We start from the raw sequence: 24,345 nt of genomic DNA, 5'->3' as shown, positions 1-24,345 counted from the left end.
TTAAAATTTTATCTTTATTTTAATTTTAGTTCAATATAAACGCGAACATCCTTCGAATATTTGTATTTTGGGTTCGTTTTTCCGTAATCCTTTGATGTATATGTCACCTCATAATGCTTGTCAAACGACTGTAGAATACGGTCGATCTCCTCTTTTGTTCCTGCTAAACGAATTTGTGCCATCTTGTTTCCTCCAAAACCCTCATTCTTTCTTTTACCACAAAATAATGTAACACAGAATATTGTTTTTTCAAGCAGGTAATGCTAAGAAAAAGATTTGAGGCGGGTGATCCGAATGAAACATACTCCATTAAAAGAACACTTATACGATAATCTCTCCGTCATTCTTCCACAATTAAAGGAAATGGACGATTTGGTCCATGAGAAAAAAACGCTGCCTCACGGACAGATTGTTTACTATTTATACATAAAAGAAATGAACGAAAAGATGGAGATTCAAACCTTTTTAAAGCTGCTTCTCCAAGATCATACGTCTCTCACAAAAGAGAAGCTGGAATCCAATTTATCAATGATGACCACCCGTTCGGTGAAAACCTCTGAGGAATTGGTCGATGCGATTTTTGATGGGCATTGCGTGGTACTGATTAACGGATTTCAGCATGCGTATATTTTAGAAACGCATGGAACGAAGAAACGCAGTATAGGTGATGCTACCTCTGAAACAGTTGTAAGAGGACCGAAAATTGGTTTTATTGAAGATTTAGATACGAACTTAGCTCTTGTGAGACAGCGTTTGAAAAACCCCGACCTCAAAACGGTCGACATGAAGATTGGACAAAAGAAATACACCCAAGTGACCATCATGTACATTGACGGTATGGCTCAATCGTCCGTTTTAAAAGAAGTCAAAAAACGGCTCAAGCAAGTCACCATTGATGATATACAAGACTCTGGTGTCCTTGAGGAACTGATTGAAGACAATGTGTACTCTCCTTTCCCGCAAATTCAAAACACAGAACGCCCCGATAAAGTGGCGTCTGCTTTAAATAATGGACGTGTCGCCATTTTTGTCGATCATTCACCTTTTGTGTTAATAGTGCCTGCTTCTCTCGCGACGATTATGCAATCACCTGATGATTATTATGAAAGGTGGATCGCTGCTTCTCTCATTCGTATGCTGCGGTTTACCTCTATTTTTCTGACATTATTTTTATCAGCCATTTATATTGCGCTTGTGTCCTTCCATCAAGGACTTTTACCAACACCTCTGGCTATTTCAATCTCAAGTACTAGAGAAAATGTCCCTTTTCCGCCTATTGTGGAGGCACTCATCATGGAAATAACCATTGAGCTGCTGCGGGAAGCCGGCTTAAGGCTGCCAAATCCGCTCGGACAAACGATTGGACTTGTGGGTGGAGTCGTCATTGGGCAGGCCGCCGTTCAGGCTCATATTGTAAGCTCAATCATGGTGATTATCGTCAGTGTGATGGCCCTTGCATCATTCACTGTCCCGCAATATGGGATGGGCATGTCGTTCCGCGTGCTCCGCTTTGTGTCCATGTTTACGGCAGCTACTTTGGGTTTATATGGGATTGTGCTGTTCATGCTCGTTCTCCTTACCCATTTAACACGGCAAAAAAGTTTTGGTACGCCTTATTTCTCACCAGATTTTGTGTTCAGCTATAAAAATGAAGACAATTCCATCATTCGATTGCCTTTGAAAAATCAAAAGAAAGGAGAACGATATGGTCAATCATAAAGAGTCGATTACCAGCTATCAGGCAAGTGCCATTATTGCCAATACAACATTAGGTGCAAGTATGATGGTTCTGCCAAGAGCAATGGCACAGGCTGCAGCTACACCTGACGGCTGGATTGCGCTCTTACTTATGAGTGCCATTTACATTGTGTTTATTTTTGTGAATGTCCTTATGATGAAAAAAGTTCCCTTCTCCTCTTACTATGACTATACAAATGAGGGGCTTGGAAAGTGGATTGGTGCTCTTGCTAACCTGCTCATTATTATTTATTTTCTTGGCGTTGCCAGCTATGAAGTACGGGCTATGTCAGAAATGGTGAAGTTCTTTCTGCTTCAAAACACACCTGTAGCGGTGACAATGATCAGCTTTATTTTGGTTGGTCTTTATCTCGTAGTTGGCGGGATTGGTGATTTTGCCAGACTGTGCCCCTTTTTCCTCATTGTCACCTTGATTATCTTATTTGTTGCATACGGACTCAGTGTTCAAGAATTTAAGTTAGATAACCTCCGGCCTGTTTTAGGAGAGGGATTCTCCCCTGTTTTCAAATCCCTTAACGCATCAGCCATTTCGTTTGTCGGCATTGAAATGATGCTGTTTATGCCCGCCTATATGAACACGCAAAAACACACCTTTGCTTATAGCGCAGTCGGCTTTTTGATTCCTGCGATCATCTATATTTTCACCTATATTCTTGTCGTTGGTGCATTCACCGTGAAAGAAACTGCGACTTTGACTTGGCCGACGATTGCTTTATTTCAATCATTTGATATACAAGGGATTTTTATTGAGCGAATTGAATCCTTTTTGCTCATCGTTTGGCTTGTTCAGCTTTATACGAGCTTTGTAGGATATACGTTTTTTGCTGCAATGGGGGTATCCAAACTAACAAAATTACCAAAAAAGGTCGTGCTCGCGTTGATGGGAATTGTCATCTACTTTGCCGCCGTTTTCCCAAAGGATGGTGATACAGTACGTGATTATTTAACCTATGTGAACCATTTATTTTTCCTTTTATTCGGCATCCTCCCGTTTCTCTTATTTATCATCGTGTTTTTTAAAAGGAGGCGGAAAGCAGCATGAAAAAGAAGGCGGTCTTTGCATACCTGGCCCTTGTTCTATTAAGTGGATGCTGGGATAGTACCAATATTGAGGAGCTCAACATGGCGATTGGTTATGGCTTAGATAAAGGAGATGACGGTCATAAGCTTAAAATATCTATGCAAGTCCTTGTTCCTCAAAAAATTGAGCAAGAATCCAGCGTAAAAGATCCAACAAAGATTATTGAAACTAGTGGTGATTCCGTACATCAAATATTCCGAACAACGACGCTCAAAAGTCACCGTATTTTCGCCCAGCAGCTGAGGGTGTATTTATTTTCTGAGGAGCTCATCAATGAGAATAATTTCGACCTCGTCATTAATCAATTCATTCGCGACAATGAAACGAGGAGAGGAAGCCTCGTCTTTATGACCTCTGAGAAGCCTGGGGACTTGCTGAAAATCAATGACGATGGGCAGCCAGCTTCTTCTACATTATATGATATTTCTGAGAATACAAAATCGACCATAAGTATGCTCAAGCCTGTTTCATTAGGAGATATTTCTTCTGCTATGCAAAACAACGTATCTTTCGCTGTTCCGAAAGTCGGTGTGGATCAAGGGAAATTAATGCTGGACGGAGCCTCTATTATAAAGAACAGACGATTTCTCACCAACATCTCTCCGTTAGCCGTGCAGTCCTATAACCTGTTGACCGGAGACGGAGAAGGCGGAGTCATTGAATTTGAATATGATCACAGCATCTATTCGTTTGAAATTTTTAAACTGAAACACAGCATTGAAACGAATAAAACAGCCAGCGGAAGATATCAATTTAATGTGTCAGTGAAGCTTGATGGAAGATTGTCTGAGGATTGGAATGAGCGGGAGAACGCATTCAATGAAAAGTATCTTCAAGAAATTGAAGGTGTTGTGGAGCGTCGATTAGAGAAAAGCGTAAAAAATTTCATTGAAGAATTACAACATGAGATCAAAGCAGATATTTGCGGGTTTTATCAAAAAGCGAGTATTGCATATCCGAAGGACTTTCGAAAAGAAGCGAAGCATTGGGATGAAATTTTTAGTGAATCGGACATTCGTTACAAGGCAAATGTGAAAATCCGTGACTTCGGGACTAAGGGCGCAACACAATCTTTATAGAGTATGTTAAAATGGTAAGAAAAAAAGGGTGTCAATCATGAAACGAGCTTTACTTTCGGCCGGCATTCTATTTTTGATTCTAGGGATACTTCTGTTAATCGTTGTATTCATGCAATCAAAAGAAGATTTCTTCATTGAAGCCGACAGCTTTTCTAGCACATTTTTGATCGTGGTTTATTATGGACAAACCCCTGCGCTCCTTCTGATGGGAGGCGGATTATTCGTCGGACTTTCACAGATCATTGATTTGCAGGAAAAAAAAGCGGCAGCAGCAAAGGAGAGCGTAAAGCTTTTATCCGAAATGAAGAAAACCCTGGAAGAAAAATCGGCCAAGGAGCAGGAGGCTTTTCCAGTTCCTGAGCTCCATCAACTATCCGAACGTCCGATCACAGGACAGAAGGACTAATTTTACGCATGTTCTAGCAGCTTTCACTTGAAAGCTGTTTTTTTATTGAATCAGCTTATGACGGTGCGCATACACAGCCGCCTGCGTTCGATCTTCCACATCAAGTTTGGAAAGAATGTTGGTAATATGGGTCTTCACCGTTTTAATTGTAATAAATAATTCCTCGGCAATGACCTTATTCGATTTCCCATCCGCAATCAGCTTCAAGATCTCCATTTCTCTTGCTGTTAATGAATCGTGAAGGATGGACCCATTTGATGAATGACGGAGTTTATTCATGACCTTTCCAGCCACTTTCGATTCAAGTCTTGGTTCACCGATACTTGCAGATCTGATGGCATCCGCAATTTCTCCTGCCTTGGATGTTTTTAATAAATAGCTTAAAGCACCCGCCTCAATCACTGGATAGACTTTATCATCGTCAATAAAGCTTGTCAGAACGATGATCTTGGCATCTTCAATTTCCTGACAAATTCTTTTCGTTGCTTCGATGCCATCCATCCCTTCCATGACAAGATCCATTAAAATCACATCTGGCTTTAATTCAACGGCTAGCTCTACACCTTTTTGTCCATCTGACGCTTCACCAATGACTTCAATATCAGCCTGCGCCTCTAAAAAGGCGGCAAGCCCCATTCTCACCATTTCGTGATCGTCGATTAAAAGCACTCGAATCATCGAACGTTCTCTCCTTTTCCTTCATCAAAAATGGGAACCTTCACATCAATTTGTGTGCCTTTTCCCTCGAATGACATAATCTCTGCGACACCGCCTACCTCACTTGTTCTCTCTCGAATCGATTCAAGTCCGTAGGAGGCTGTCTTCACATGGTCTGTTTGAAAGCCGATACCATTGTCAATAATCTTTAGCTGCACTTGCCGGTTTCTTATGAGCAGGCGCACAGTTACCTTTGTCGCCTTTGCATGCCTAAATACATTTGACAGGGCTTCTTGCACAATTCGGAAGAGGTGGTCCTCTACTCCTTTAGATAACGGAACATCATCTTCAATTTCCCAATCAATATCAATCGGCTGCTTTGCTTGGAATTCATTTAGCAGCTCAATTAAGCCTTTTTTCAGGTCTTTTCCTTCTAGAGTGATCGGTCTTAGATGAAGCAGAAGTGCACGCATCTCATTTTGCGCATCACCAGCCATTCGTTCGACAAGCTGCATTTGCTTTAATATCTTTTCGTCCTTTTCCTTCATGCCTTCAAGAATAGCTGAGGTCATCATCGAAATCGCAAATAACTGCTGGCTGACCGCATCATGGAGCTCCCGTGCTAGCCGCTGCCGCTCTTCTGAGACGACCGATTTCTTCATTTGAACTTGCCATTCAGCCCGTTCATTTGAAAGCTTTTGCAAAGAGGCTACTTGGCCTTCCACACGCTTCGCCATTTCATTTAATTGATCGGCAGCTAAGCCAATTTCATCGTCGCCAAGAGACGGCAGTCTGTATGCAAAGTTTCCATTTTCAAACTTCAAAATCGACTCTACAAGCTGATCGAGGCGCTTCTTATGCTGATAGCCAAATACACTCCCGGCAGAAATCCCAATCGCAAGACTAACGATGAGTAAAATACAAAAAAACGGTATGCCAAACCAGCGGGTAGAAAGCAGGATCATCGGATCAAGCTGATAATAAAAAAACATCGGCAGTGTCGTCATCGTCACAACACCGAGCGAGATACCAACGCCAAGACGAACAGATTGCCACTGGATACCTAAATGCAATTTCCTCATAAGTATCTCACATCCACATCTCCGATCAGTAGAGAGATGGAGATTTTCACTTTTCGTTTGCTCTCATCGTAATCGTTGGTCATCACATACACTTTACTGCCGAATCCGCTTCTTTTTTCATCTATGATTTTCATATCACCAATCGCGGCGGAAGCACTCACACATACTTCAATATCCTGCGGTACGTAAATATCCACATCTCCGATCAGCCCGCTAATCACGATCGTGCTCTCTTCTTCTGCGATGATCGCCTTTGATAAATCAATTTTAACATCGCCAATAAAACCTGAAATCGTCAAATCACTTAATTGAAACGGCTTTTTCATCAGCCTGACTTCACCGATAAAAAAGTCATGCTCTTTACGCGGCTTTGTCTGGCTTTTTGTTTTCTTCTGATCGCCCTCTTTTTCAAGATTGACTTTCAGTGAAGGCTTCCCATCGTCTGTTGTTTCCTTTTTGTCGACATCAAAAACAGGTTTATTCTTCAATAGGCGGTAGCCGGCATAAATCAAAAAGGCCGCAAATAAGTAACCTGTTAAACTAAATGTAATATTGAGCAGAAATTTTAAGAAGAGAAAGCCGGCAAAAATATAGGAAACTGAACCGAGCCAACGTTTGGATCGTGAGTGCAGCCAATAACCCGCCAGCGCAAAAAACACAGGCCAAAACAAATCTGCTCCGATCCCAATAATTTTGAGAAATAAATTAATACCAAAAATCACGACAATGATGCCTAAAATTTGATTCCTTGTAAAACGCAGTTGACTCGCCTCCTTCCTTTCTTTCATTCATTACCGCAGCTTGAGGTTACCACTTGTCATTTCAATATCGACTAAATGTGTACCTTTTCCCCGCGTACCTGTAAAGCCTCGACCTTCACTATCCACTTGATCAAAGTCATACGAGTGATCGACGCTTCCACTTGTTTTTTTCACCTGAACCTTGAAATCTCCTTCATCTGGTAAATTAAATTTCGCGCTCCCTGATGTCATATGAAAGGAGACAGGTGACTCAATTGTATCAAAACTTGCCGTCAATCGACCGCTTGTCATGTCCAATTGCAGCTCGCCTTTGACATCATTAATATCGGCACGCCCTGAAGTTGCCCCAATATCACTATCCTTCGCATCGATGTGCGACACTGCCAGCCTGCCAGAGGTTGCTTTGATTTCTACATTATTTGCTGAGAAATTCTCAGCTGTAAGATTTCCGCTCGTTGATTTGAGTATCACATCTTGAAGGGACAACTTTCCTTCTCCGTCAATGTCACTGACACCGCTTCCACCCGTAATCTTCACATTTTTATGATAATCTGTTGGAATTTTAACTAAAAGCTCTCCTTTTTCAAATTGAGTGAAAAACAAGAAGCTTTTATTTTCAGCACGAATTTTAAAGGTACCGCCTGTTTGCTCCGCATACATTTTCCCTTTTCCATTGACAGCAGTCACGGAAATATCGGAACGATTTTCAGGTTTTACCTTCACGCGAAACCCAGAAAGAGAAATATCTAATTGATCAATCTCCTCTTTTTTCGCTGAAGCTGTTGTCACTGGTTTTTCACGGGAAAAACTTAAATGAAAGAGATTTTCATTTTTGAAAAGCATGCCAATCATTAAAAAGATACCTACAAGTATACAAATTAGACCGATTAATCGCTTCATTCATACCATCCCTTTATCTTCTGACCTTTTCATTATAAGGAAAAGCGAAACAGAAAGAAATCAAATATCGGAAGAAAAAGCCTGCTTTTCTTCCGATGTGATCTCTATACGTTTGCTTGCTGCTGTTCAGGCTTTTTCTCGAGCTTGAGCTTCTGCCATTCTTTTTCAACTTCATCGGCATAATCTAAATGAGCATATGCCCCTTGATCCGCAAATTGTGCATAGCTGCCTGCTTTTGTTTCCATTTCTTCAATACGGTTCTCCATTCGAAGAAACTCTTTATATGCACTTTCACTGTCTACTTTATTGATAGAATCATTCATATGCTGCTTTGCCTGTGCGGCATTGGCTCTTGCAATCAGCGCCTGCTTCTTGTCCTTTATATCACGCAGCTTCGTTTCTAAGTGCTGTAATTGCTCTTTCAGCTCTTTCAATTGTTTCACAGATTGCTGGTACGCTTCCTGATATTCGTTGTGCTTTTCTTCAAAATACTTCATTTCTGTGAGCGCTTTTCGTGCAAGTTCTTCTTCTCCCGCATGATATGCCAGCTCGGCCTGCTTCTTTCGCTTTTCAGCAAATGCTTCCGTCTCTTCTGCTTTGCGCAGGAAGCCTTGCTGAATCGTTTGCTGTTTGATGATGGCATGTTTCGCTTTCGCAACATCATCCTCCATATCACGAACGTATTGATTCAGCATGACACGCGGATTCTCCAATTTATCTAAACCTTCATTGACAGATGCAACAAACATATCTCTTACTCTTCTTAATACCATTTGATGTTCCTCCTTTTATTTTTTCTTTAAAAAGTCTTCCCATTCTTGATCAAAAGACGTGTGAATCGGTTCTTCCATATTAGGTGCCGTGTTTGGCTCCATATAGGTTCTGCTTGATGATTCTTTTGTAGATCCACCATTGATCATCGACCAGCCAAAATAAAGAAGTACCCCTGCAAATGCGATGCCAAGTATAAACGGCAAAAATTGCACGACGATCAGTACACCAATGACTGCTAGAATGACACCTAAGGGTTTACTGCCTTTTTCATATTTCTTTACACCTACATAGATGAGCCATGCCCCAATCAGTGTCGGGATCAGCCCACCTAAAGAACCACCAAAGAAGATGGATAAACCGACAAACAATAAAATTGAACCGATAATGGTTTTACTTGTTATTTTCATCTTCATGCCTCCTTTCTTGCTCCTTGCTTTTAACTATAGTCAAAAAAGAAAGCCGGCAAAACGTGTCACAGATTGATCTTTGATTGCGACTAGAGTCGTAACAATGCTCAGACTAAGCGGCAGAACCTAATAAAAAAGCACTCTTCTATTGGAAGAGTGCTTTCCTTATTTAGAACGAAACACGTCGGCACTTCGTTCATATTCAACATCAGATTCACCAAGCCGATGATTCACGATTCGGGCGGCTGCAAATAAATAGTCGGAGAGACGGTTTACGAATGTGAGTGCAACGGCTGGAATCTCCTCCTGTTTCGCAAGCGTCACAATATGCCGCTCTGCTCTTCTGACGACTGTCCTCGCTACATGTAAGAGAGCAGCGCCTTCCTGACCGCCCGGTAAAATAAACTTGGTGAGCGGCGCGGCCTCTTCAACATAGACATCCATTCTTTGCTCAAGAATTGTCACAGAGGCTTCTGTTAATTTGCCTTCCTTACGTGGTGTCACTGCTGCCAAATCACCGCCGCAGTCAAACAGCTCATGCTGAATAACGATCAGCTCTGACAAAAGATCCTGAAACAATTCGCCATGCTGCCGTAACTTTGCATGTGCAAGTCCAATGAAGCTATTCGCCTCATCTAACGTACCATATGCCTCTACTCTCACATCATCTTTATCGGCTCTTCCGCCGATCAAGCCTGTTTGGCCCTGATCCCCGGTTTTCGTATAAAGTTTCAACGGTTTTCCTCCTTTTCTACTGCTTTGTCTTTTTAGTATAACCCGAACTGAATAAGATGCAGTTGTTTTACTAAAACATGATGAATGAATGTCATCAATGAAACAGAAAAGTGAACCATTTGTTAAATTAAGATATTAAATAATAGGATAGATAGTCCATTATGAAGGCAAACCATCCTTTTTATTTCATTATAAAATAGTGATTGAAGATATAGTTTATAATGCAAAATATGATTAAGACAAAATGAAGGAGGATGGTATGAGTAAATTTAGTTTATTTAACAAGTTTTTGGTACAAGAAGGCGAAAAAGAAAAAATGGTTGATATTCTGTTAGAAGCAGCAGAATCAATGAAGAATTTGGATGAATGTGAAATATATCTTGTGAATATTTCCGAGAATGAACCAAGTTCTGTTTATGTTTATGAAGTGTGGGCAAATGAAGATGCCCATCAAGCGTCTCTAGGTCTCGAAGCTACCCAAACATTAATAAGTCGTGCGAAACCAATTATTACTGGTATGGAAAGAATCAATACTTTAATAACAAAAGGCGGAAAGGGCATTTCATCTAATTAGAATTAAACCGCCTTAGATATAAAATTAGAACTGGCTGTCATTGTTACAGCTTTTTTTCTTATTTAAAGCAAAGATTAAGAACTATTGTAAAGACTACACATTTTAGATATGTGTAGTCCTTTTAATATCAACTGTTTTACTCAACTAACCTAAATATAATTGTACATTCACTTTTGAATGACTTTCAACGTATGAAGAAGTCCTTGCACCTTTTGTCCTAATCTTTCGTGTAAAAGGTCAGCATCTTCCGTTTCTTGCGTATTGAATGCAGCAATACAAAGGTGATGGATTGGAATGTTTGTTTCTTGCTTCATGATGTGCATAAGCTGCCCCATGAGCTGAACAGCTGCTCCGTCTGATAAAGATCGTTTCAGGATAAGCCAAATGGTCAACTCTTCTTGCTGAAGCATGCCGTAAAGGATCATATCGTCTTCGGCGTCTTCTGTGGCATATTGCGCTAATCCGTTAGCTTGCTCGAAAAACAGCATATCTTCAGTTGACTCTAGCTGTTCATGAAGCATCTTCGTTCCCGTTCCAATAGACCTTTTCCAAAAGAATCCGCCGTTTTTCTTATGTGAGGAAAGGATGCGAAGAGGCTGATTCACGGAAAACGTCATTCCTTCTGAGCCATATGTCCTCCAGCCATCCATTATGTTTACAATAGATGCTTTAGAAGAAGCCGCAGGCTCAACCATCAGCTGAGGGTTTGCCCTAAATGGATGCTGGAGCGGTGTCACATTTGTTTCATACACACGGTTGATTCGTTCAGTGGTCAAGACATGATGCGGCAGTCCTAACATGTCAGTCTTTCCTTCATGAAGTAGCAGCAGCCGATCACAATATAAACTGGCGATGTTCACATCATGAAATACACCAATGACCGTTAATCTAGAGGAAGTCGTTTCTTCTTTAATTAAATCAAGCAAATCTTTTTGATAGGCTAAATCAAGGAAGCTGGTTGGTTCATCCAGCAATAAATATTCAGGCTCCTGCGCTAATGCCTGTGCCAAATACACACGCTGCTGTTCTCCTCCGCTTAACTCATGGATGGGTTGATTCTTAAACTGTGCAACACCCGTTTGTTCCATGACTTTGCTGACGACCTGCACATCTTCTTGCGTGACAGATTGCAGCCATCCTTTTTGATATGGATAACGACCGAATTGAACGGTTTCTTCCACCGTAAATGAAAAAGCTTGGTCTGATTTCTGCGGCAGAACTGCCATTTTTTGCGCAAGCGCCTTTGGCTGATAGGATTGAACAAGGTGACCGCCGAGGCGCACTTCACCGTTCTTAGGTGCTAAAATTCCTGCCATCATTTTAAGCAGGGTCGTCTTACCGCTCCCGTTTGGGCCGAGTATACCGAGAAATTCTCCTTGGTTTACTTCAAAACTAATGCCACGAATGATCTCTTTCTCTCCATATCCACCTCTGATTTCCTTCACTTGAATCATACCTGCGTCCCCCCTCTATGTTTACGAATGAGGATGATACCAAATACAGGTGCACCAATTAACGCAGTAATGATGCCAATCGGTAATTCAGTCGGCTCAATGATGGTACGGGATAACACATCTGCTAATACAAGAAAGGAAGCACCGTTCAGCATAGACAAAGGCAGCAGATGCCGATGATCCGTAATGGTTAAGAGGCGGATAAAATGCGGAATCACAAGTCCTACAAAACCGATCGTCCCCGATACTGCTACTGCACTTCCGGTCAGAATCGAGCCCGCCAGCAGCACAATATATTTGCTCCTTTTCACATGTACACCTAATAGCTTTGCCTTCTCCTCGCCATACGTCATGACATTCAAATCTCGCCCCATTAGCATTAAAGCAATGGTCCCAATAAGAAAGAAAGGAAGAAAAAGCACAATATAACGCCAGCCCCTCATGGACACACTGCCAAGCAGCCAATGAATGATCTCTTTTAGATCATCACCTGTTAAAGCAATCATCAATGAAATGAGCGCACCCAAAAAAGAGCTGAAAATCACTCCTGTCAAAATTAAAGAAGAGATGCTCATCCCCCGGTGAACAAGACGAGCAAAAAAGAGAACGAGACAGAGGGTCACAAGCGCTGTTGTCATACTGAATAATGGCAGTGTGAAACTGCCAAAAAGCGGGAACTGCAAGCTAAAAAACAGGGTCGCTACGGCTCCAACTGATGCCCCTTGAGATACCCCCAGCGTATAAGGGTCAGCGAGAGGATTTTTTAATAAACCTTGAAAAGCTGCACCAGATAACGCCAATGCTGCTCCGACTAATGCCGCTAATATGACTCTTGGCAGCCGAATGTTCATCATAATATTGCGATCGATGGAATCAATGGTTCCAAACTGCACTCCGAATAGTTCATGAACAAATATACGAAGAATAGAAGGAATGAGAATCCCTAAGCTTCCAAAGGAGATTCCCATTCCAATGCTCATCACAAGAAGTAAAGCACTTAATGTATATGCGATGATCAATTTATTTGAACGTGTCAGGATAGACGCTTTTCGCAAGAGCCTCGACTCCTTCAACCAATCGCGGTCCCGGTCTTGATGCGAGATCCGTATTCAATTGAAAGACTTGTTTTTCTTTCACTGCTTTCATTGCATTCCAGCCGTCTCTTTTTTTCAGATCAGCTAAGCTGGAACCATCAATTGTCACGATGACATCAGGATTTCGTTTGATAATCGATTCTTCTGTCATTTGCACCCAGCCAGTTTGATCGCCAGCAGCATTTTTGGCATGGATAACAGAAAGCATTTCATCCATAAATGTATTTTTACCAGTTGTATAGATTTCAGGAGCACCTGACACTTCGACAAAGACAGTTTTTTGTTTGTCTTTCGAAATCCCATCTGCTTGTTTCTTCATGTCATTCAGTTTTGTTTTCATCTCGTCTACAAGCTTTGTTGATGCTTCTTTCACGCCAGCTGCTTCACCGATCATATTGATTGATTTGTACACATCCTTAAAGGAGGTCGCATCATTTACAGTCAGCACTTGGATTCCTGCATCTTCAAGCTGTTTAAATCCATCTTTTGATCCCATCTGAGATGCATGTGCTAATACAAGATCTGGCTTTAAGGAAATAACTTTTTCGACATTGAATTCCAGTCCGCCAATCTTCTCTACCTTTTCGACTTCCTTTGGATAATTGTCAAAGTCTGATCGTCCAACCATTTTATCTCCAAGACCGAGTGCATAGGCAACCTCCGTATTACTTGGAATTAATGAAACAATTCGTTTAGGCTGTTCTTTAATTTCGACTGTTTTGCCAGCTGCATCTTTAATCGATACTGGAAATGCCGCAGTGGCCGCTTCTTTATTTTGTGACCCATTTGCTTTGTGATCTGTCTCAGCGCCTGCACATCCTGCTAAAACACCCATCACAAGCAATAACGATAGCCAAATAGCTGTTAACTTTTTCATGAGTGAACCCCCTGGTTTATGTACTGCTTGACGAAATCTCTTTCGTCAATTCTTTTCTAATTTCGGGAATATTATACTACAGTGCAGATAGGTTGTATATGTGATTTCTAAAAGCGCTTTTTCTGTTCACAAAACAAAAAAACAGCCTCTAAAAAGACTGTTTTTCACTCTACTACTAATTGATTTGTTCTCCATTGATAACGACTTTCTGAAAAGCAGGCGAAACAGCATGCTCTAATGATAAGGGATACGAAACATCATCTATGACACAATCTTTCATTTTAAAATGAGTAACAGGAGAATGTGCGTATGCGGCTATTTTCACACCATATCGTCCGCCGCTGCTTTTGAGCCCTTCTACTTCAATATGACGCACAACAGGACGATGCGGACCAGCATCTCCTTCCTCATACATCATGTCGATACAGACCACTTCATGCTTTAGACTTTTGACTGTATTGTTTTTAAAATAAATATGTTCAATGGTACCGCCTCTGACAGAGTTGGTTTTGATACGCAGTGCCCGGTCAAGGTTCGGACTGTCCATTACATTATTTTCTGCATAAACATACCTTACGCCGCCAGAGATTTCGCTTCCGATCGTCACACCGCCGTGTCCATCCCGCATCTCATTTCTACGAATGACGATGTTTTCAGATGGAATCCCTATTCTTCGTCCATCCTCGTTTCTGCCCGATTTGATGGCTATACAATCATCTCCGTTATCAAAATAACAATCTTCAATGAGTACATTCCGGCAAGACTCCGGATTGACACCATCTGTGTTTGGTCCATGCCCAATGATTTTAACGCCGCGGACGATGACGTTATCACTTAACACAGGATGAATTTGCCACATCGGTGAATCCTTCACTGTCACACCTTCGATTAGAATATGCTGACATTGGTATGGCTGAATAAAGCTCGATCTTAAATAATGGCCTTCTCCAAATACCCTTTCTTCTACCGGTATTCTCTTTTCCGCCATTTCAAACAAGAGCTGACGATCCCGATCCTGAGAGGGCTGGCCATTTGTTCCATATTTCCAAGGCCACCAATGATGTTCATCACCTCTGCCATCAAGCGTTCCTGCTCCCGTAATAGCGATGTTTTCTGCATGGTGTGCATAAATGAGAGGTGAATAATTATAAAGCTCAACCCCTTCATATCTTGTCAGTACAAGAGGCAGATAATCCTTTGGGTCTTGGCTGAATGTCACATAGGCTTTCTCATGCAGATGAAGTTCTACATTGCTTTTCAATTCTAAAGCACCTGTCACAAACGTCCCTGCTGGGATCAGCACCCGTCCCCCTTTCAACCGATGCGCATCATCGATGGCAGACTGAATGGCGTTAGTAGAAAGCTCTGCCCCTTCCGCATCTGCTCCATAATGCACTACATTCAATTCACGATCTGGGAACAGCGGCGCTTTTATCTGCTTAAGCACTTGATCGATTCCATTTGCTTTTTTATTTTTCTTCCCTTGCTTTGCTAAACGAGCAATTCCGACTCCAGTTAGTACCGTTCCTGCTGTGATATACATCAAATCCCGTTTTTTAGACACTTACTCATCCCCCAGTCGACTTAAAGTGTGACACCTGTTTTGAAAATAGCCAGCTCTCTAAAATTGTTTTTTTCATGATTTAACAGCTTCCCGCTCGCCACATCAATGACAGTTGAAATGAATTTTTCTAACACAACATCTTCCGGTACATCTTCAAGCAGTTCTCCAGCATTAAAGTCAATCCAGTGCTTTTTTGTTTCATATAAAGCTGTATTGGTCGAGATCTTCATCGTTGGCACAAACGTACCAAATGGTGTCCCTCTGCCTGTTGTAAACAGGACCATTTGACAACCGGAAGCAGCCAGTGCAGATGAAGCAACCAAATCATTACCAGGTGCACTTAATAGGTTCAATCCCTTTTGTTTCAGCAGCTCTCCATATTTCAATACATCTTTAATATCAGAAGTACCTGCTTTTTGTGTACAGCCAAGAGATTTATCCTCTAATGTCGAAATTCCACCGGCTTTATTTCCCGGGGAAGGATTTTCATATACCGGCTGTCGATGATCCAAGAAGTATTGTTTAAAGTCATTGATCATTTGCACAATATTGTCGAAAGTCGTTTCTGATGCTGCTCTCTCCATTAAAATCGTTTCAGCACCAAACATTTCGGGCACTTCTGTCAGCACAGTTGTTCCGCCTTGCGCGACAAGAAAATCCGACAGTCTGCCTAAAAGCGGGTTTGCGGTAATACCAGAGAATCCATCTGATCCTCCGCACTTCAAACCGATTTTCAGCTCAGATAACGGAATATCTTCACGATGATCTTCTTTCGCCGCATCATAAATTTCCTTGAGTAAAGCGACTCCCGTCTCAATCTCATCTCCTACTTCTTGGCTTCTTAAAAATTTCACTCTCGTACGGTCATATTCACCTAATGTGGCCTGAAAATCCTCAATGTCATTGTTTTCACACCCAAGCCCAAGAACGAGTACTCCTCCAGCGTTAGGATGCTTCACCGCATTTTGTAAAATGGTTTTGGTATTTTCATGATCGTCCCCAAGCTGTGAGCAGCCATAATTGTGTTTTAATACGAGGGCTGTTTCAAAAGGATGGATGTTTCCACCCATTTCAGCAGTGAATATTTTGATCATTTGATCTGCGATGCCATTCACGCATCCAACAGTAGGAACAATCCAAAGCTCATTACGAATTCCGCTTTCGCCATTTTTTCGTTTATATCCTTTAAATGTAAGATTCATTTTTTCATAGGGATTTTCTGATAATGAAGGCTGGTATTCGTATTCGAGCTTGCCAGATAGATTGGTTTTGATATTATGCGTATGCACCCATTCTCCAGCAGAAATTACAGTCACTGCATGACCAATGGGATAGCCATATTTGATGATATTCTCTCTTTGCTTGATATCAGCCAATGCAAACTTATGACCTTTGGCAACGGTCTCTTTTAAGATAATCGTATGTCCTTGATGCTGTAGCTCCTCCCCTTGCTCCAGTTCTTTTATAGCAATACCGACATTATCTGAAGGGTGGATGACAATAAAGTCTTTCATGCCTTCTCCCCCTGACTTTCATATTGATGAAGCATCATTCGATGAACAGCCGCTCTCATCCCATGCGTCTTTATGAGGGTAAGCTGATCAGCTACAGCTTGACTCAATCCATTTACATCCGTTAAATCTCTGCCCCATAATGACTCGCATGAAAGAATTTTCGCTGCAACCCCTTCATTGGAATGGTTAGCCTCTTCCCATGCTTCCTTCATGAGTGTGAGCACAGTCTCATCATCCTTTACCCTTTCTGCATGTGCTCTGTAAAAATAGATGAGACTGCTAAGTGAAAACACAAGTTTCATTGGCAGCTGTTTCTTTTGCTCGACATAATCAAGCAACGACGGAAGATTACGGGTTCGGAATTTGGATACCCCATTCAGCGCAATATCCAGCAATTGATGCTTTACAAATGGATTGCAAAAACGATCCCAAACGGATTGTGTATAAAGAAGAAGCTCATCTGCGGGGAGTTCAAGCCCTGGAAGTACTTCCTCCTCCAGCATACGCCGGACGAACGGACCAACATGCTCATCATCCACAGCTTCTTTTACAGTTTCTATGCCGCATGAGTAGGCAATCGGCACCATCGCCGTATGTGCACCATTTAAAATTCGTACCTTGCTCATTCGATAAGGCGCAATATCCTCTACAAAAAGTACATTTAATCCTGCTTCTTGAAAAGGGAGCTCTTTTTGCACGAAGGCAGGCGCTTCAATGACAAAAAGATGGTAATATTCTGCCGTGACAAGCAATTCGTCGATATACCCTTCTTCCTTTTGTACGATGTCAGCCGCTTCCTTAGAGAATCCAGGAACAATCCGGTCCACAAGCGTATTACAAAACGTGCTGGCTTCCTTAATCCATGTAATAAACGCAGGCGGCAGTTCCCACTCAGCTGCCATACCGATCACATATTCCTTCAATCGATCACCATTTTGTTCAACTAATTCACAAGGCAGAATGATCAGACCTTTCTGCTCATCTCCAGCAAATGCTTTAAACCGGTGATACAAAAACGCTGTCAGCTTTCCTGGAAAACTGGCTTGCGGCCGATCCTCCAAACGGTCCTCCTTTCTGAGCACAAGTCCTGCCTCCGTCGTGTTTGAGAAGACGAAGCGGAGATCCGGGTTTTCCGCTACGTGTAAAAATTCCTCGTAATCCGTATACGTACTAATTCCTCTGCTAATCGATTGGATGATCATACGTTCATTCATTTCTTGCTGGTCATGATATCCTTGAATACATAATGTGTACAATCCGTCTTGTTCATTTAAGGCTGCTACCGATCCTTTTCGAGGAGGAACAACAACCGCTCTTCCTTTAAAATCTGTGCAGTCGTTCAGCTTCTGGATGTGCCAATTGATAAATCCTCGCATAAAATTTCCTTCGCCAATCTGCAAAATTGTTTCGGGATACTCAGGTGCCGGGTATATGGCTTTTGATAATCGGTTCAAAATGGATTCCCCTCTCCGCTTTATGCACACGTGAACATTTTTCTAAACAGGTGCTGATTACTGCACCTGTTTGACTGAATCTCTAATCATCAGCTCTGTGTGGACATACACTTTTTCCATATGATCTTCTTCTTGCTCTTCACCGTTTATCACTGAAAGGATAGCTTCTGCTCCAAGTGCACACATTTTTTCAATCGGTTTTTTCACCGTTGTCAATGCAGGTGTGGTATAGGATGAAAAGGCAATATCATCAAAACCAATAATAGAAATATCACCTGGACACGTTTTGCCTTTTGCAAATAAAGCATTCATTGCACCAATCGCCATGTCATCGTTTGAGCAAAAGAGCGCTGTTGGCGGATCATCAAGGGCCAGCAGCGATTCCATTGATTCATAGCCGCTTTTCATGTGATAGTCGCCTTTCATCATATATTCTTTCTTCATAGGTATTTGGTGATCAATTAACGCTTGCAGGAAACCAGCTTTTCTTTCTTGAGTTGATTTAAAGCCTTCTTTTCCTTCAATGATGGCGATTTGTTCATGACCTTGCTGAATGAAATGATGTGCAGCCTGATAAGCTCCTTGACTATCATCTGCTAATATATTCATGACCTCATGACTTTCTACACGGCGATTCAACACAATAATGGGAATGCCCTGTTTCTTCACATGATGGATAAACGCTTCATCGTGCTCGCTTTGACTCATGAGCAAAATGCCATCGTAGCGTTGTTTATGAATGGTTGTGTAATCGTGAAAGTCGTCAATTCCTCTTACAAAGAGATTATAATACTCTGTCATGACGCTATTGACACCTTTTAACGCATCCACAAAGAAGCTTGAAGATGTGCCTTCTGTTAAACTCGTAAAAAACAGACCGATTGTAAATGATTTTTGTGATACAAGGCCTCTCGCATGGACATTCGGTGAATAATTCAGCTGTTTTGCAATCGACAAAATCTTTTGTTTTGTCTTCTCCTTAATAAAAGGACTGTTATTCAAAGCCCTTGATACCGTGGTATGAGAGACGTTTGCCAATTTTGCTATGTCTTTAATTGTGACTGTCATGCTATTCCGCCTTTTATGATTTTTTACCATCTTATCATAAAACCGCTTTCATTTTCTTCATGTCATTCTGTTTGGATGCGGGAGCTGCTTTGCCCGGTCAAATTGGAAATACTGCCTGGCATTTTCATAGCTGATTCCTTTCACGATTCCCCCTAACAGCTCAAGATCATAAGGGGCTTCTCCTTTTTCTACCCAATCTCCGATGATATCGCAAAGCAGTCTTCGAAAATATTCATGCCTTGTATACGAAAGAAAGCTTCGAGAATCTGTCAGCATCCCAATGAAACGGCTGATCAGTCCAATACTGGATAGAGCCATCATCTGCTCTGTCATTCCTTGTTTCGTATCATTAAACCACCAAGCTGTGCCGTGCTGGATCTTCCCAGGTGTCATCCCGTCTTGAAAGCTTCCAGCCAATGTTGAAATCACAACATTATCCCTAGGATTCAAGGAATAGAGAATGGTTTTTGGCAGTGCCTGTTCTTGTTCTAAACGATCCAATATTCGGCAAAGCGGCTTGGCAATGTCTTCATCATTCATCGCATCATACCCAGTATCTGGTCCAAGCCGCTCAAACATTTTCGTATTGTTGTTCCTAAGCGCATTGATATGAAGCTGCATCGCCCAGCCCCGCTCATAGTAAGCCTGACCTAGCTGAATGAATGTTTGTGTTTTAAATTTGATCTTCTCTTTTTCCGTCAAAGAATGCCCAGACATTCTTTTATGAAAGATGGCTTCCACTTCTTCTTTCGTCGTTTCTTCAAACGTCATTTCGTTAATAGCATGATCTGAGATCAGGCAGCCCTGTTCATGGAAAAAATCAATTCTTGCGAGGAGTGCTGTCAAAAAGTCTTGATAGGATTGTATTGAAGTAGATGAAGCCTCTGCCAGTTCGTGAACATACGCTGCAAATAGATGATTCGTTATATCGAGTGCCTTATCAGGCCGAAAGCCAGGCAGCACTTGCACAGTGAATCCTTCTTCCCGCAGTTTTTGATGATAGTAAAGCGAATCGACTGGATCATCTGTTGTCACGACTGTTTCAACGTTCGATTTCACAATAAAGTCTCTTGCACCAAAACCCTCTCCTTGCAGCTTTTCATTTACTTTCTGCCAGATGATGTGTGCGGTTTTTTCGTTTAAAAGTTCTTCAACTCCAAAATATCGTCTCAGCTCTAAATGAGTCCAGTGATAGAGCGGATTTCCAATGGTCATGGGAACGGTCTTCGCCCACGCCAGAAATTTCTCATAGTCTGAGGCATCCCCTGTGACGTGTGATTCGGGTATACCGTTTGCTCTCATGGCACGCCATTTGTAATGATCTCCGTAAAGCCATGCTTCGGTGATATTATGGAAGGTTTTATTTTCATAGATTTCTTTGGGGCTTAAATGACAATGGTAATCTATAATTGGAAGGTCCTTAGCAAACTCATGGTATAGCTTTTCCGCCGTTTGACTGTTGAGTAAAAACTGATCATCTAAAAAGGCTTTCATCAAACTCCCCCATCTCTCTTATAGATAAAAATAATTTGTTCACGTTAACAATTTTATTGTAATCGTTTACAAAGTTGATTTCAATCCTAAAACAGGAAAAAACGATCTCCTTTAGAAAAGAAAATCGTTTTTTGGCTATTTTACAGGTGATGATTTTTTTAGGATAATCGCAATAGTTGTTCCAGTGCCTAGTTCACTTTCAACTTGAATATCACCGTCATGCAGCAAGACAAGCTCTTTTGCTATCGCAAGCCCGAGTCCTGTTCCGTTCGTTGGATCATTTGTATTTGTCCCTCTGTAATAGCGGTTAAATAGGTGATCCACCGTTTCCTGTGCCATTCCGCGGCCATTGTCTTTCATTTCGATCCGAACTTCTTCATTTGTTTCAGATAAAACAGCTGTAATATGAGTGCCTTTTTCGTTATGCTTCACTGCATTCGCCAGCAGGTTCTCAATCACGCGTCTGAACCATGCTTTATCGATCTCAAATATGACACCATCTGTTTGATCTTCAAAGGAGCATGGATAATCCTCAGATGAGGAGCTTCTTGAAAACTCGTCCATAATGGAAGCTAAAAATTCACTGAGTTCAACCGGTTTCCGATTAATAGGCAAAGCACCATTCTTCAATCGGTACGTGAGGTTTAAATCCTCAATCAATGTCGACATGTATTCTGATTTCTCACGAATCACCTGTCCCATTTCTATGACTTCTTCCTTGGACCATTGATATTGATTAGATTCAAGCATGAGTCCATAGCCGTAAATCGTACTTAGAGGCGTTTTCAAATCATGAGACAATCCTGCAATCCATTCTTCCCTTGTGGTTTGAATTTTTCTTCGGTTTGCTTCATTCTCTTTTAATGTAAGTGTAAGCTGATCCATTGTTTTTAGGATATCCTCAAATAATCGGTATTCCCGTTTAATACGGCCTTTTTTATTTTTACTGACTGGAACTCCCTTTCTATTTGTTGGTTCCTGCAATTTATTTCTTGATAAGAAAATCAGCCAGCGAATAATGTGATAAATTGGCAGTCCATAGCGGTACGAATACCATGATGTCATGACAATAATAATAGTGAGTGCAAGACCTGCATTTAAGATAGTTGTATATTGATTTAAAGCGTCTGTCTCTTTATCGTAAAGTTCGTCCGGGCTGTATACTTTATTTGGTACCGAAACAATAATATACAGGTTTTTATTCACTTTCATATAAGTCAGATCACTTCTAAACTCCCAAGGTTTCGATTGATACTTGAGCAGTTCAACATCTGTTACGTTATGTTTCAAATCAGTGTTGGCTCGAATACCTTTCAAATATTTACCTTCGTCATTGAACAAATGCACCGATCCATTCATTCTCTTCAAGAATTCTTTTGTTTCAACCGAATATTGAGATAGTGCAGCCAAATTTTTCTCGTGCTGCTTCAGATAATTGGCTACCTTTGTACTGTTCGTTTTGAACCCATATAACACAATAAAGCTTTCTTGATCAATCTCAATTGGCCAGAAGTACATCTTGTAATCTTTAAATTGTCTCTTTTCAAAGATCTTGATCATTTCATCCTTTTGATAGGATGTTGGAATGGTTTTAGGGCGATGATAACTATAAACGTTTTTCTTTTTCGAATCAATTACTTGCAGCCAGCCGTCTCGTTTTTTTACGGCTTGCTTGAGCTGATCGTCGGCTTCCATTTTTCCATCCTCGTTAAAATAAAGCCAGCTCATGAGTGTATCTCCATCAGCTTTTGTTAAACCAGTTTCGGTCATGTTCTTGTAGTATTTATTTAAATATAAGTTCTCAGAAAACGTATTCCCAATCATCAAAATGGCAATCACAATAAACATTTGTCCGACAAAGTGAAAGAAAAGTTTTGCTCGTAAATTCATAAATTATTGAAGGACCTTTGCAGGGTGCGGTATAAATTTATATCCCATACCACGGATCGTCACAATATATTCTGGCTGACTCGGATCTAATTCGATCTTTTCTCTCAGCTTTCGAATATGAACCATGACGGTGTTGTTATCACCATATGATGGGACGCCCCATACTTTCTCATAGATTTGATCTTTTGAGAGAACTACATTCGGATGGTCACAAAAGTACTTCAGCAAAGAAAGAAGCTGAGCAGAACATGCCGTCACCTCTCCTCTTACTTTCAATTCGGCTGCATGAGGATGATAGGAGAAATGGGCATAATGATATTGGCTTTGAGTATCTTCTTGCTCCTCCTGTAAGGAGATATATGTTCGGTTTAGGTGAGCCTTAATTCTAGCCACTAGCTCAAGCGGGTTAAATGGCTTGGTGATGTAATCGTCTGCCCCCTGCGCAAAGCCCGTCAGTTTATCGACATCAGACGTTCTTGCAGTTAAATAGAAAATGGGCGCTTTCGTTAATTTTCTGATTTCAGGCAGAACGTCAAAGCCAGACTTACCGGGCATCATCACATCTAGAAGTAAAAGGTGGATATCCTCGTTTTTGACAACATCTAATGCTTCATCTGCATGGTAGGCTTTATAAATATGCTTGAATCCTTCTTTTTTTAATACGCGTTCAACCATTTTTACAATTGCTTCTTCGTCATCTGCAATCAATATTTTTGCTGTTTCCACGCATCTCTTTCCTTTCTAGCTATGATCTCTAACCGTATATTACCATTGTCTAAAGTAAAAAAGTACCTCTTTTCTACATAAAAGCGAAAAAATATCAACTGGAGAAAATGGCAGCACCAGGAATTTTCAAACACGCAAAAAAACCCGGCAGCTGCACCGGGTTCCTTTACATCTATTATCCATTCACAGCTTCTAGCTTTCGTTCATGATTCATTAGGTCATATGTTAAACAAATCGGTTTATTCGTTCTAGGATCAAGCACAATTTCTGCATCAATATGGAATACCCGACTGAGTACCTCTTTGGTCATGACCTCATGCGGCGTACCGTCTTTTATGACTTTCCCTTGATTGAGGGCAATCATGTAATGTGAAAAACGCGCCGCATGATTCAAATCATGAATGACCATCAACACCGTTCGGCCCTGCTCTCTATTTAAGCGTTCTAACAGTTGAAGAATCTCGAGCTGATGTGCAAGATCCAAATACGTCGTAGGTTCATCTAATAGGAGCAGCTCTGTTTCCTGGGCAAGTGCCATCGCAATCCATACACGCTGACGCTGTCCACCGGAAAGTGCTTCAATTGGCCGATCATGAAAAGCAATCATTCCCGTTTCCTCAAGTGCCCACCTAATGATTCGTTTATCTTCATTTGATAAACGGCCAAACCCATTTTGATGCGGGAAACGTCCATATGACACGAGCTCATACACTGTCAATCCACTTGGTGCTTCGGGCGTTTGCGGTAAGATCGCCATTTGTTTTGAAATTTCTTTTGTCGGCGTCTCATGGATAGCCTTGCCATTTAAGTAAACAGCTCCTCGATTGGCCTTCATAATACGAGACATCGTTTTTAAAATGGTTGATTTCCCGCAGCCATTCGGTCCAATCAGTGTTGTCACCTTGCCTTTTGGGATACTGACATTCAAATCTTCTACAATCAAACGGTCTTGATAACCGATACAAAGCTTTTCTGTTTCGAGTGATTTCATATGTT

24 protein-coding genes are annotated in these 24,345 nt (G+C 41.3%); 5 read left to right on the top strand and 19 right to left on the bottom strand.

Translation table 11 applies throughout. The features are described 5' to 3' along the window. Positions 1 to 14 precede the first annotated feature (14 nt). Entirely contained in the window at positions 15 to 182 is a 168-nt protein-coding gene (locus NSS92_RS17960) for a YvzF family protein (RefSeq protein ID WP_003213147.1), read from the bottom strand. A gap of 112 nt (positions 183 to 294) precedes the next feature. On the opposite strand from NSS92_RS17960, the gene NSS92_RS17955 reads away from it, so the two are divergent. The 4 genes from NSS92_RS17955 to NSS92_RS17940 are packed head-to-tail and all read left to right on the top strand — an operon-like array spanning position 295 to position 4,324. Then, complete coding sequence (locus NSS92_RS17955; RefSeq protein ID WP_267586613.1) at positions 295 to 1,719, top strand: spore germination protein; 1,425 nt, start codon at positions 295 to 297, stop codon at positions 1,717 to 1,719. Then, positions 1,706 to 2,800, top strand: a complete 1,095-nt coding sequence (locus NSS92_RS17950) for a GerAB/ArcD/ProY family transporter (RefSeq protein WP_267586614.1) — start codon at positions 1,706 to 1,708, stop codon at positions 2,798 to 2,800. The genes NSS92_RS17955 and NSS92_RS17950 overlap by 14 nt, the downstream gene beginning before the upstream one ends. After that, a complete protein-coding gene (locus NSS92_RS17945) occupies positions 2,797 to 3,918 on the top strand; it encodes a Ger(x)C family spore germination protein (RefSeq protein WP_340869731.1) in 1,122 nt (373 codons plus the stop codon). The genes NSS92_RS17950 and NSS92_RS17945 overlap by 4 nt, the downstream gene beginning before the upstream one ends. A gap of 37 nt (positions 3,919 to 3,955) precedes the next feature. Continuing rightward, positions 3,956 to 4,324, top strand: a complete 369-nt coding sequence (locus tag NSS92_RS17940) for a hypothetical protein (RefSeq protein WP_340869730.1) — start codon at positions 3,956 to 3,958, stop codon at positions 4,322 to 4,324. 42 nt (positions 4,325 to 4,366) lie between these two features. Here the strand turns inward: NSS92_RS17940 and NSS92_RS17935 are convergent, their stop codons facing one another. The 7 genes from NSS92_RS17935 to NSS92_RS17905 all read right to left on the bottom strand — a co-directional run bounded on the left by NSS92_RS17935 (position 4,367) and on the right by NSS92_RS17905 (position 9,640). Further along, complete coding sequence (locus NSS92_RS17935; RefSeq protein WP_024423423.1) at positions 4,367 to 5,002, bottom strand: response regulator; 636 nt, start codon at positions 5,000 to 5,002, stop codon at positions 4,367 to 4,369. Next, positions 4,999 to 6,063 (bottom strand): two-component system sensor histidine kinase LiaS, encoded by a 1,065-nt coding sequence (gene liaS, locus NSS92_RS17930; RefSeq protein ID WP_048237405.1) that lies wholly within the window; start codon positions 6,061 to 6,063, stop codon positions 4,999 to 5,001. The genes NSS92_RS17935 and liaS overlap by 4 nt, the downstream gene beginning before the upstream one ends. Continuing rightward, positions 6,060 to 6,851, bottom strand: a complete 792-nt coding sequence (gene liaF / locus NSS92_RS17925) for a cell wall-active antibiotics response protein LiaF (RefSeq protein ID WP_267586616.1) — start codon at positions 6,849 to 6,851, stop codon at positions 6,060 to 6,062. The genes liaS and liaF overlap by 4 nt, the downstream gene beginning before the upstream one ends. Before the next feature lie 3 nt (positions 6,852 to 6,854). Next, on the bottom strand, positions 6,855 to 7,724 hold the full coding sequence (gene liaG / locus NSS92_RS17920; protein ID WP_267586617.1) for a LiaG family protein: 870 nt from the start codon (positions 7,722 to 7,724) through the stop codon (positions 6,855 to 6,857). Between the two features lie 104 nt (positions 7,725 to 7,828). Beyond that, the gene (liaH, locus tag NSS92_RS17915) at positions 7,829 to 8,497 is read right to left on the bottom strand and encodes a stress responsive protein LiaH (RefSeq protein WP_142945164.1); all 669 of its coding nucleotides are present in this window, start codon (positions 8,495 to 8,497) and stop codon (positions 7,829 to 7,831) included. Between the two features lie 15 nt (positions 8,498 to 8,512). Then, positions 8,513 to 8,905 carry a hypothetical protein gene (locus NSS92_RS17910; protein ID WP_267586618.1) on the bottom strand — a complete coding sequence of 131 codons (393 nt, stop codon included), beginning with the start codon at positions 8,903 to 8,905 and terminating at the stop codon, positions 8,513 to 8,515. Between the two features lie 165 nt (positions 8,906 to 9,070). Continuing rightward, positions 9,071 to 9,640 (bottom strand): cob(I)yrinic acid a,c-diamide adenosyltransferase, encoded by a 570-nt coding sequence (locus NSS92_RS17905; protein WP_340869723.1) that lies wholly within the window; start codon positions 9,638 to 9,640, stop codon positions 9,071 to 9,073. Positions 9,641 to 9,899: 259 nt separating this feature from the next. Here NSS92_RS17905 and NSS92_RS17900 point away from each other — a divergent pair, with 259 nt between their 5' ends. Beyond that, positions 9,900 to 10,214, top strand: a complete 315-nt coding sequence (locus NSS92_RS17900; RefSeq protein WP_340869721.1) for a putative quinol monooxygenase — start codon at positions 9,900 to 9,902, stop codon at positions 10,212 to 10,214. 167 nt (positions 10,215 to 10,381) lie between these two features. Here the strand turns inward: NSS92_RS17900 and NSS92_RS17895 are convergent, their stop codons facing one another. The 11 genes from NSS92_RS17895 to NSS92_RS17845 all read right to left on the bottom strand — a co-directional run bounded on the left by NSS92_RS17895 (position 10,382) and on the right by NSS92_RS17845 (position 24,340). Further along, complete coding sequence (locus NSS92_RS17895; protein WP_340869719.1) at positions 10,382 to 11,668, bottom strand: heme ABC transporter ATP-binding protein; 1,287 nt, start codon at positions 11,666 to 11,668, stop codon at positions 10,382 to 10,384. Beyond that, positions 11,665 to 12,723: a FecCD family ABC transporter permease gene (locus NSS92_RS17890; protein ID WP_340869717.1), complete on the bottom strand. Its 1,059-nt coding sequence runs from the start codon at positions 12,721 to 12,723 to the stop codon at positions 11,665 to 11,667. The genes NSS92_RS17895 and NSS92_RS17890 overlap by 4 nt, the downstream gene beginning before the upstream one ends. Continuing rightward, on the bottom strand, positions 12,689 to 13,639 hold the full coding sequence (locus NSS92_RS17885; RefSeq protein WP_340869715.1) for an ABC transporter substrate-binding protein: 951 nt from the start codon (positions 13,637 to 13,639) through the stop codon (positions 12,689 to 12,691). The genes NSS92_RS17890 and NSS92_RS17885 overlap by 35 nt, the downstream gene beginning before the upstream one ends. A 175-nt stretch (positions 13,640 to 13,814) precedes the next feature. Further along, positions 13,815 to 15,203 (bottom strand): glycoside hydrolase family 28 protein, encoded by a 1,389-nt coding sequence (locus tag NSS92_RS17880; RefSeq protein ID WP_340869713.1) that lies wholly within the window; start codon positions 15,201 to 15,203, stop codon positions 13,815 to 13,817. Positions 15,204 to 15,223: 20 nt separating this feature from the next. Next, a complete protein-coding gene (locus NSS92_RS17875; protein WP_340869711.1) occupies positions 15,224 to 16,717 on the bottom strand; it encodes a UxaA family hydrolase in 1,494 nt (497 codons plus the stop codon). Beyond that, the gene (locus NSS92_RS17870) at positions 16,714 to 18,171 is read right to left on the bottom strand and encodes a tagaturonate reductase (RefSeq protein ID WP_340869708.1); all 1,458 of its coding nucleotides are present in this window, start codon (positions 18,169 to 18,171) and stop codon (positions 16,714 to 16,716) included. Before NSS92_RS17870 ends, NSS92_RS17875 begins: the two co-directional genes overlap by 4 nt. A 57-nt stretch (positions 18,172 to 18,228) precedes the next feature. After that, positions 18,229 to 19,239 carry a LacI family DNA-binding transcriptional regulator gene (locus NSS92_RS17865; RefSeq protein ID WP_324290828.1) on the bottom strand — a complete coding sequence of 337 codons (1,011 nt, stop codon included), beginning with the start codon at positions 19,237 to 19,239 and terminating at the stop codon, positions 18,229 to 18,231. Between the two features lie 57 nt (positions 19,240 to 19,296). Beyond that, on the bottom strand, positions 19,297 to 20,733 hold the full coding sequence (gene uxaC, locus NSS92_RS17860; protein ID WP_340869705.1) for a glucuronate isomerase: 1,437 nt from the start codon (positions 20,731 to 20,733) through the stop codon (positions 19,297 to 19,299). A 135-nt stretch (positions 20,734 to 20,868) separates the two neighbouring features. Then, complete coding sequence (locus tag NSS92_RS17855; protein ID WP_340869703.1) at positions 20,869 to 22,623, bottom strand: HAMP domain-containing sensor histidine kinase; 1,755 nt, start codon at positions 22,621 to 22,623, stop codon at positions 20,869 to 20,871. 3 nt (positions 22,624 to 22,626) lie between these two features. Next, positions 22,627 to 23,349: a response regulator transcription factor gene (locus NSS92_RS17850; RefSeq protein WP_095409550.1), complete on the bottom strand. Its 723-nt coding sequence runs from the start codon at positions 23,347 to 23,349 to the stop codon at positions 22,627 to 22,629. Between the two features lie 175 nt (positions 23,350 to 23,524). Then, complete coding sequence (locus NSS92_RS17845; RefSeq protein ID WP_267586630.1) at positions 23,525 to 24,340, bottom strand: ABC transporter ATP-binding protein; 816 nt, start codon at positions 24,338 to 24,340, stop codon at positions 23,525 to 23,527. Positions 24,341 to 24,345 lie beyond the last annotated feature (5 nt).

Origin of the sequence: Bacillus sp. FSL M8-0166 (genome assembly GCF_038008825.1) — a bacterium.
In the GTDB taxonomy this organism is placed as follows: Bacteria; Bacillota; Bacilli; order Bacillales; family Bacillaceae; genus Bacillus; species Bacillus safensis.
This window is presented reverse-complemented; position numbering and strand designations above follow the sequence as displayed.

Coding starts and splice junctions, on each gene's coding strand:
- NSS92_RS17960 (WP_003213147.1), bottom strand. CDS start 182: ATGGCACAAATTCGTTTAGCAGGAACAAAAGAGGAGATCGACCGTATT.
- NSS92_RS17955 (WP_267586613.1), top strand. CDS start 295: ATGAAACATACTCCATTAAAAGAACACTTATACGATAATCTCTCCGTC.
- NSS92_RS17950 (WP_267586614.1), top strand. CDS start 1,706: ATGGTCAATCATAAAGAGTCGATTACCAGCTATCAGGCAAGTGCCATT.
- NSS92_RS17945 (WP_340869731.1), top strand. CDS start 2,797: ATGAAAAAGAAGGCGGTCTTTGCATACCTGGCCCTTGTTCTATTAAGT.
- NSS92_RS17940 (WP_340869730.1), top strand. CDS start 3,956: ATGAAACGAGCTTTACTTTCGGCCGGCATTCTATTTTTGATTCTAGGG.
- NSS92_RS17935 (WP_024423423.1), bottom strand. CDS start 5,002: ATGATTCGAGTGCTTTTAATCGACGATCACGAAATGGTGAGAATGGGG.
- liaS (WP_048237405.1), bottom strand. CDS start 6,063: ATGAGGAAATTGCATTTAGGTATCCAGTGGCAATCTGTTCGTCTTGGC.
- liaF (WP_267586616.1), bottom strand. CDS start 6,851: ATGAAAGAAAGGAAGGAGGCGAGTCAACTGCGTTTTACAAGGAATCAA.
- liaG (WP_267586617.1), bottom strand. CDS start 7,724: ATGAAGCGATTAATCGGTCTAATTTGTATACTTGTAGGTATCTTTTTA.
- liaH (WP_142945164.1), bottom strand. CDS start 8,497: ATGGTATTAAGAAGAGTAAGAGATATGTTTGTTGCATCTGTCAATGAA.
- NSS92_RS17910 (WP_267586618.1), bottom strand. CDS start 8,905: ATGAAAATAACAAGTAAAACCATTATCGGTTCAATTTTATTGTTTGTC.
- NSS92_RS17900 (WP_340869721.1), top strand. CDS start 9,900: ATGAGTAAATTTAGTTTATTTAACAAGTTTTTGGTACAAGAAGGCGAA.
- NSS92_RS17895 (WP_340869719.1), bottom strand. CDS start 11,668: ATGATTCAAGTGAAGGAAATCAGAGGTGGATATGGAGAGAAAGAGATC.
- NSS92_RS17885 (WP_340869715.1), bottom strand. CDS start 13,639: ATGAAAAAGTTAACAGCTATTTGGCTATCGTTATTGCTTGTGATGGGT.
- NSS92_RS17875 (WP_340869711.1), bottom strand. CDS start 16,717: ATGAAAGACTTTATTGTCATCCACCCTTCAGATAATGTCGGTATTGCT.
- NSS92_RS17865 (WP_324290828.1), bottom strand. CDS start 19,239: ATGACAGTCACAATTAAAGACATAGCAAAATTGGCAAACGTCTCTCAT.
- uxaC (WP_340869705.1), bottom strand. CDS start 20,733: ATGAAAGCCTTTTTAGATGATCAGTTTTTACTCAACAGTCAAACGGCG.
- NSS92_RS17855 (WP_340869703.1), bottom strand. CDS start 22,623: ATGAATTTACGAGCAAAACTTTTCTTTCACTTTGTCGGACAAATGTTT.
- NSS92_RS17845 (WP_267586630.1), bottom strand. CDS start 24,340: ATGAAATCACTCGAAACAGAAAAGCTTTGTATCGGTTATCAAGACCGT.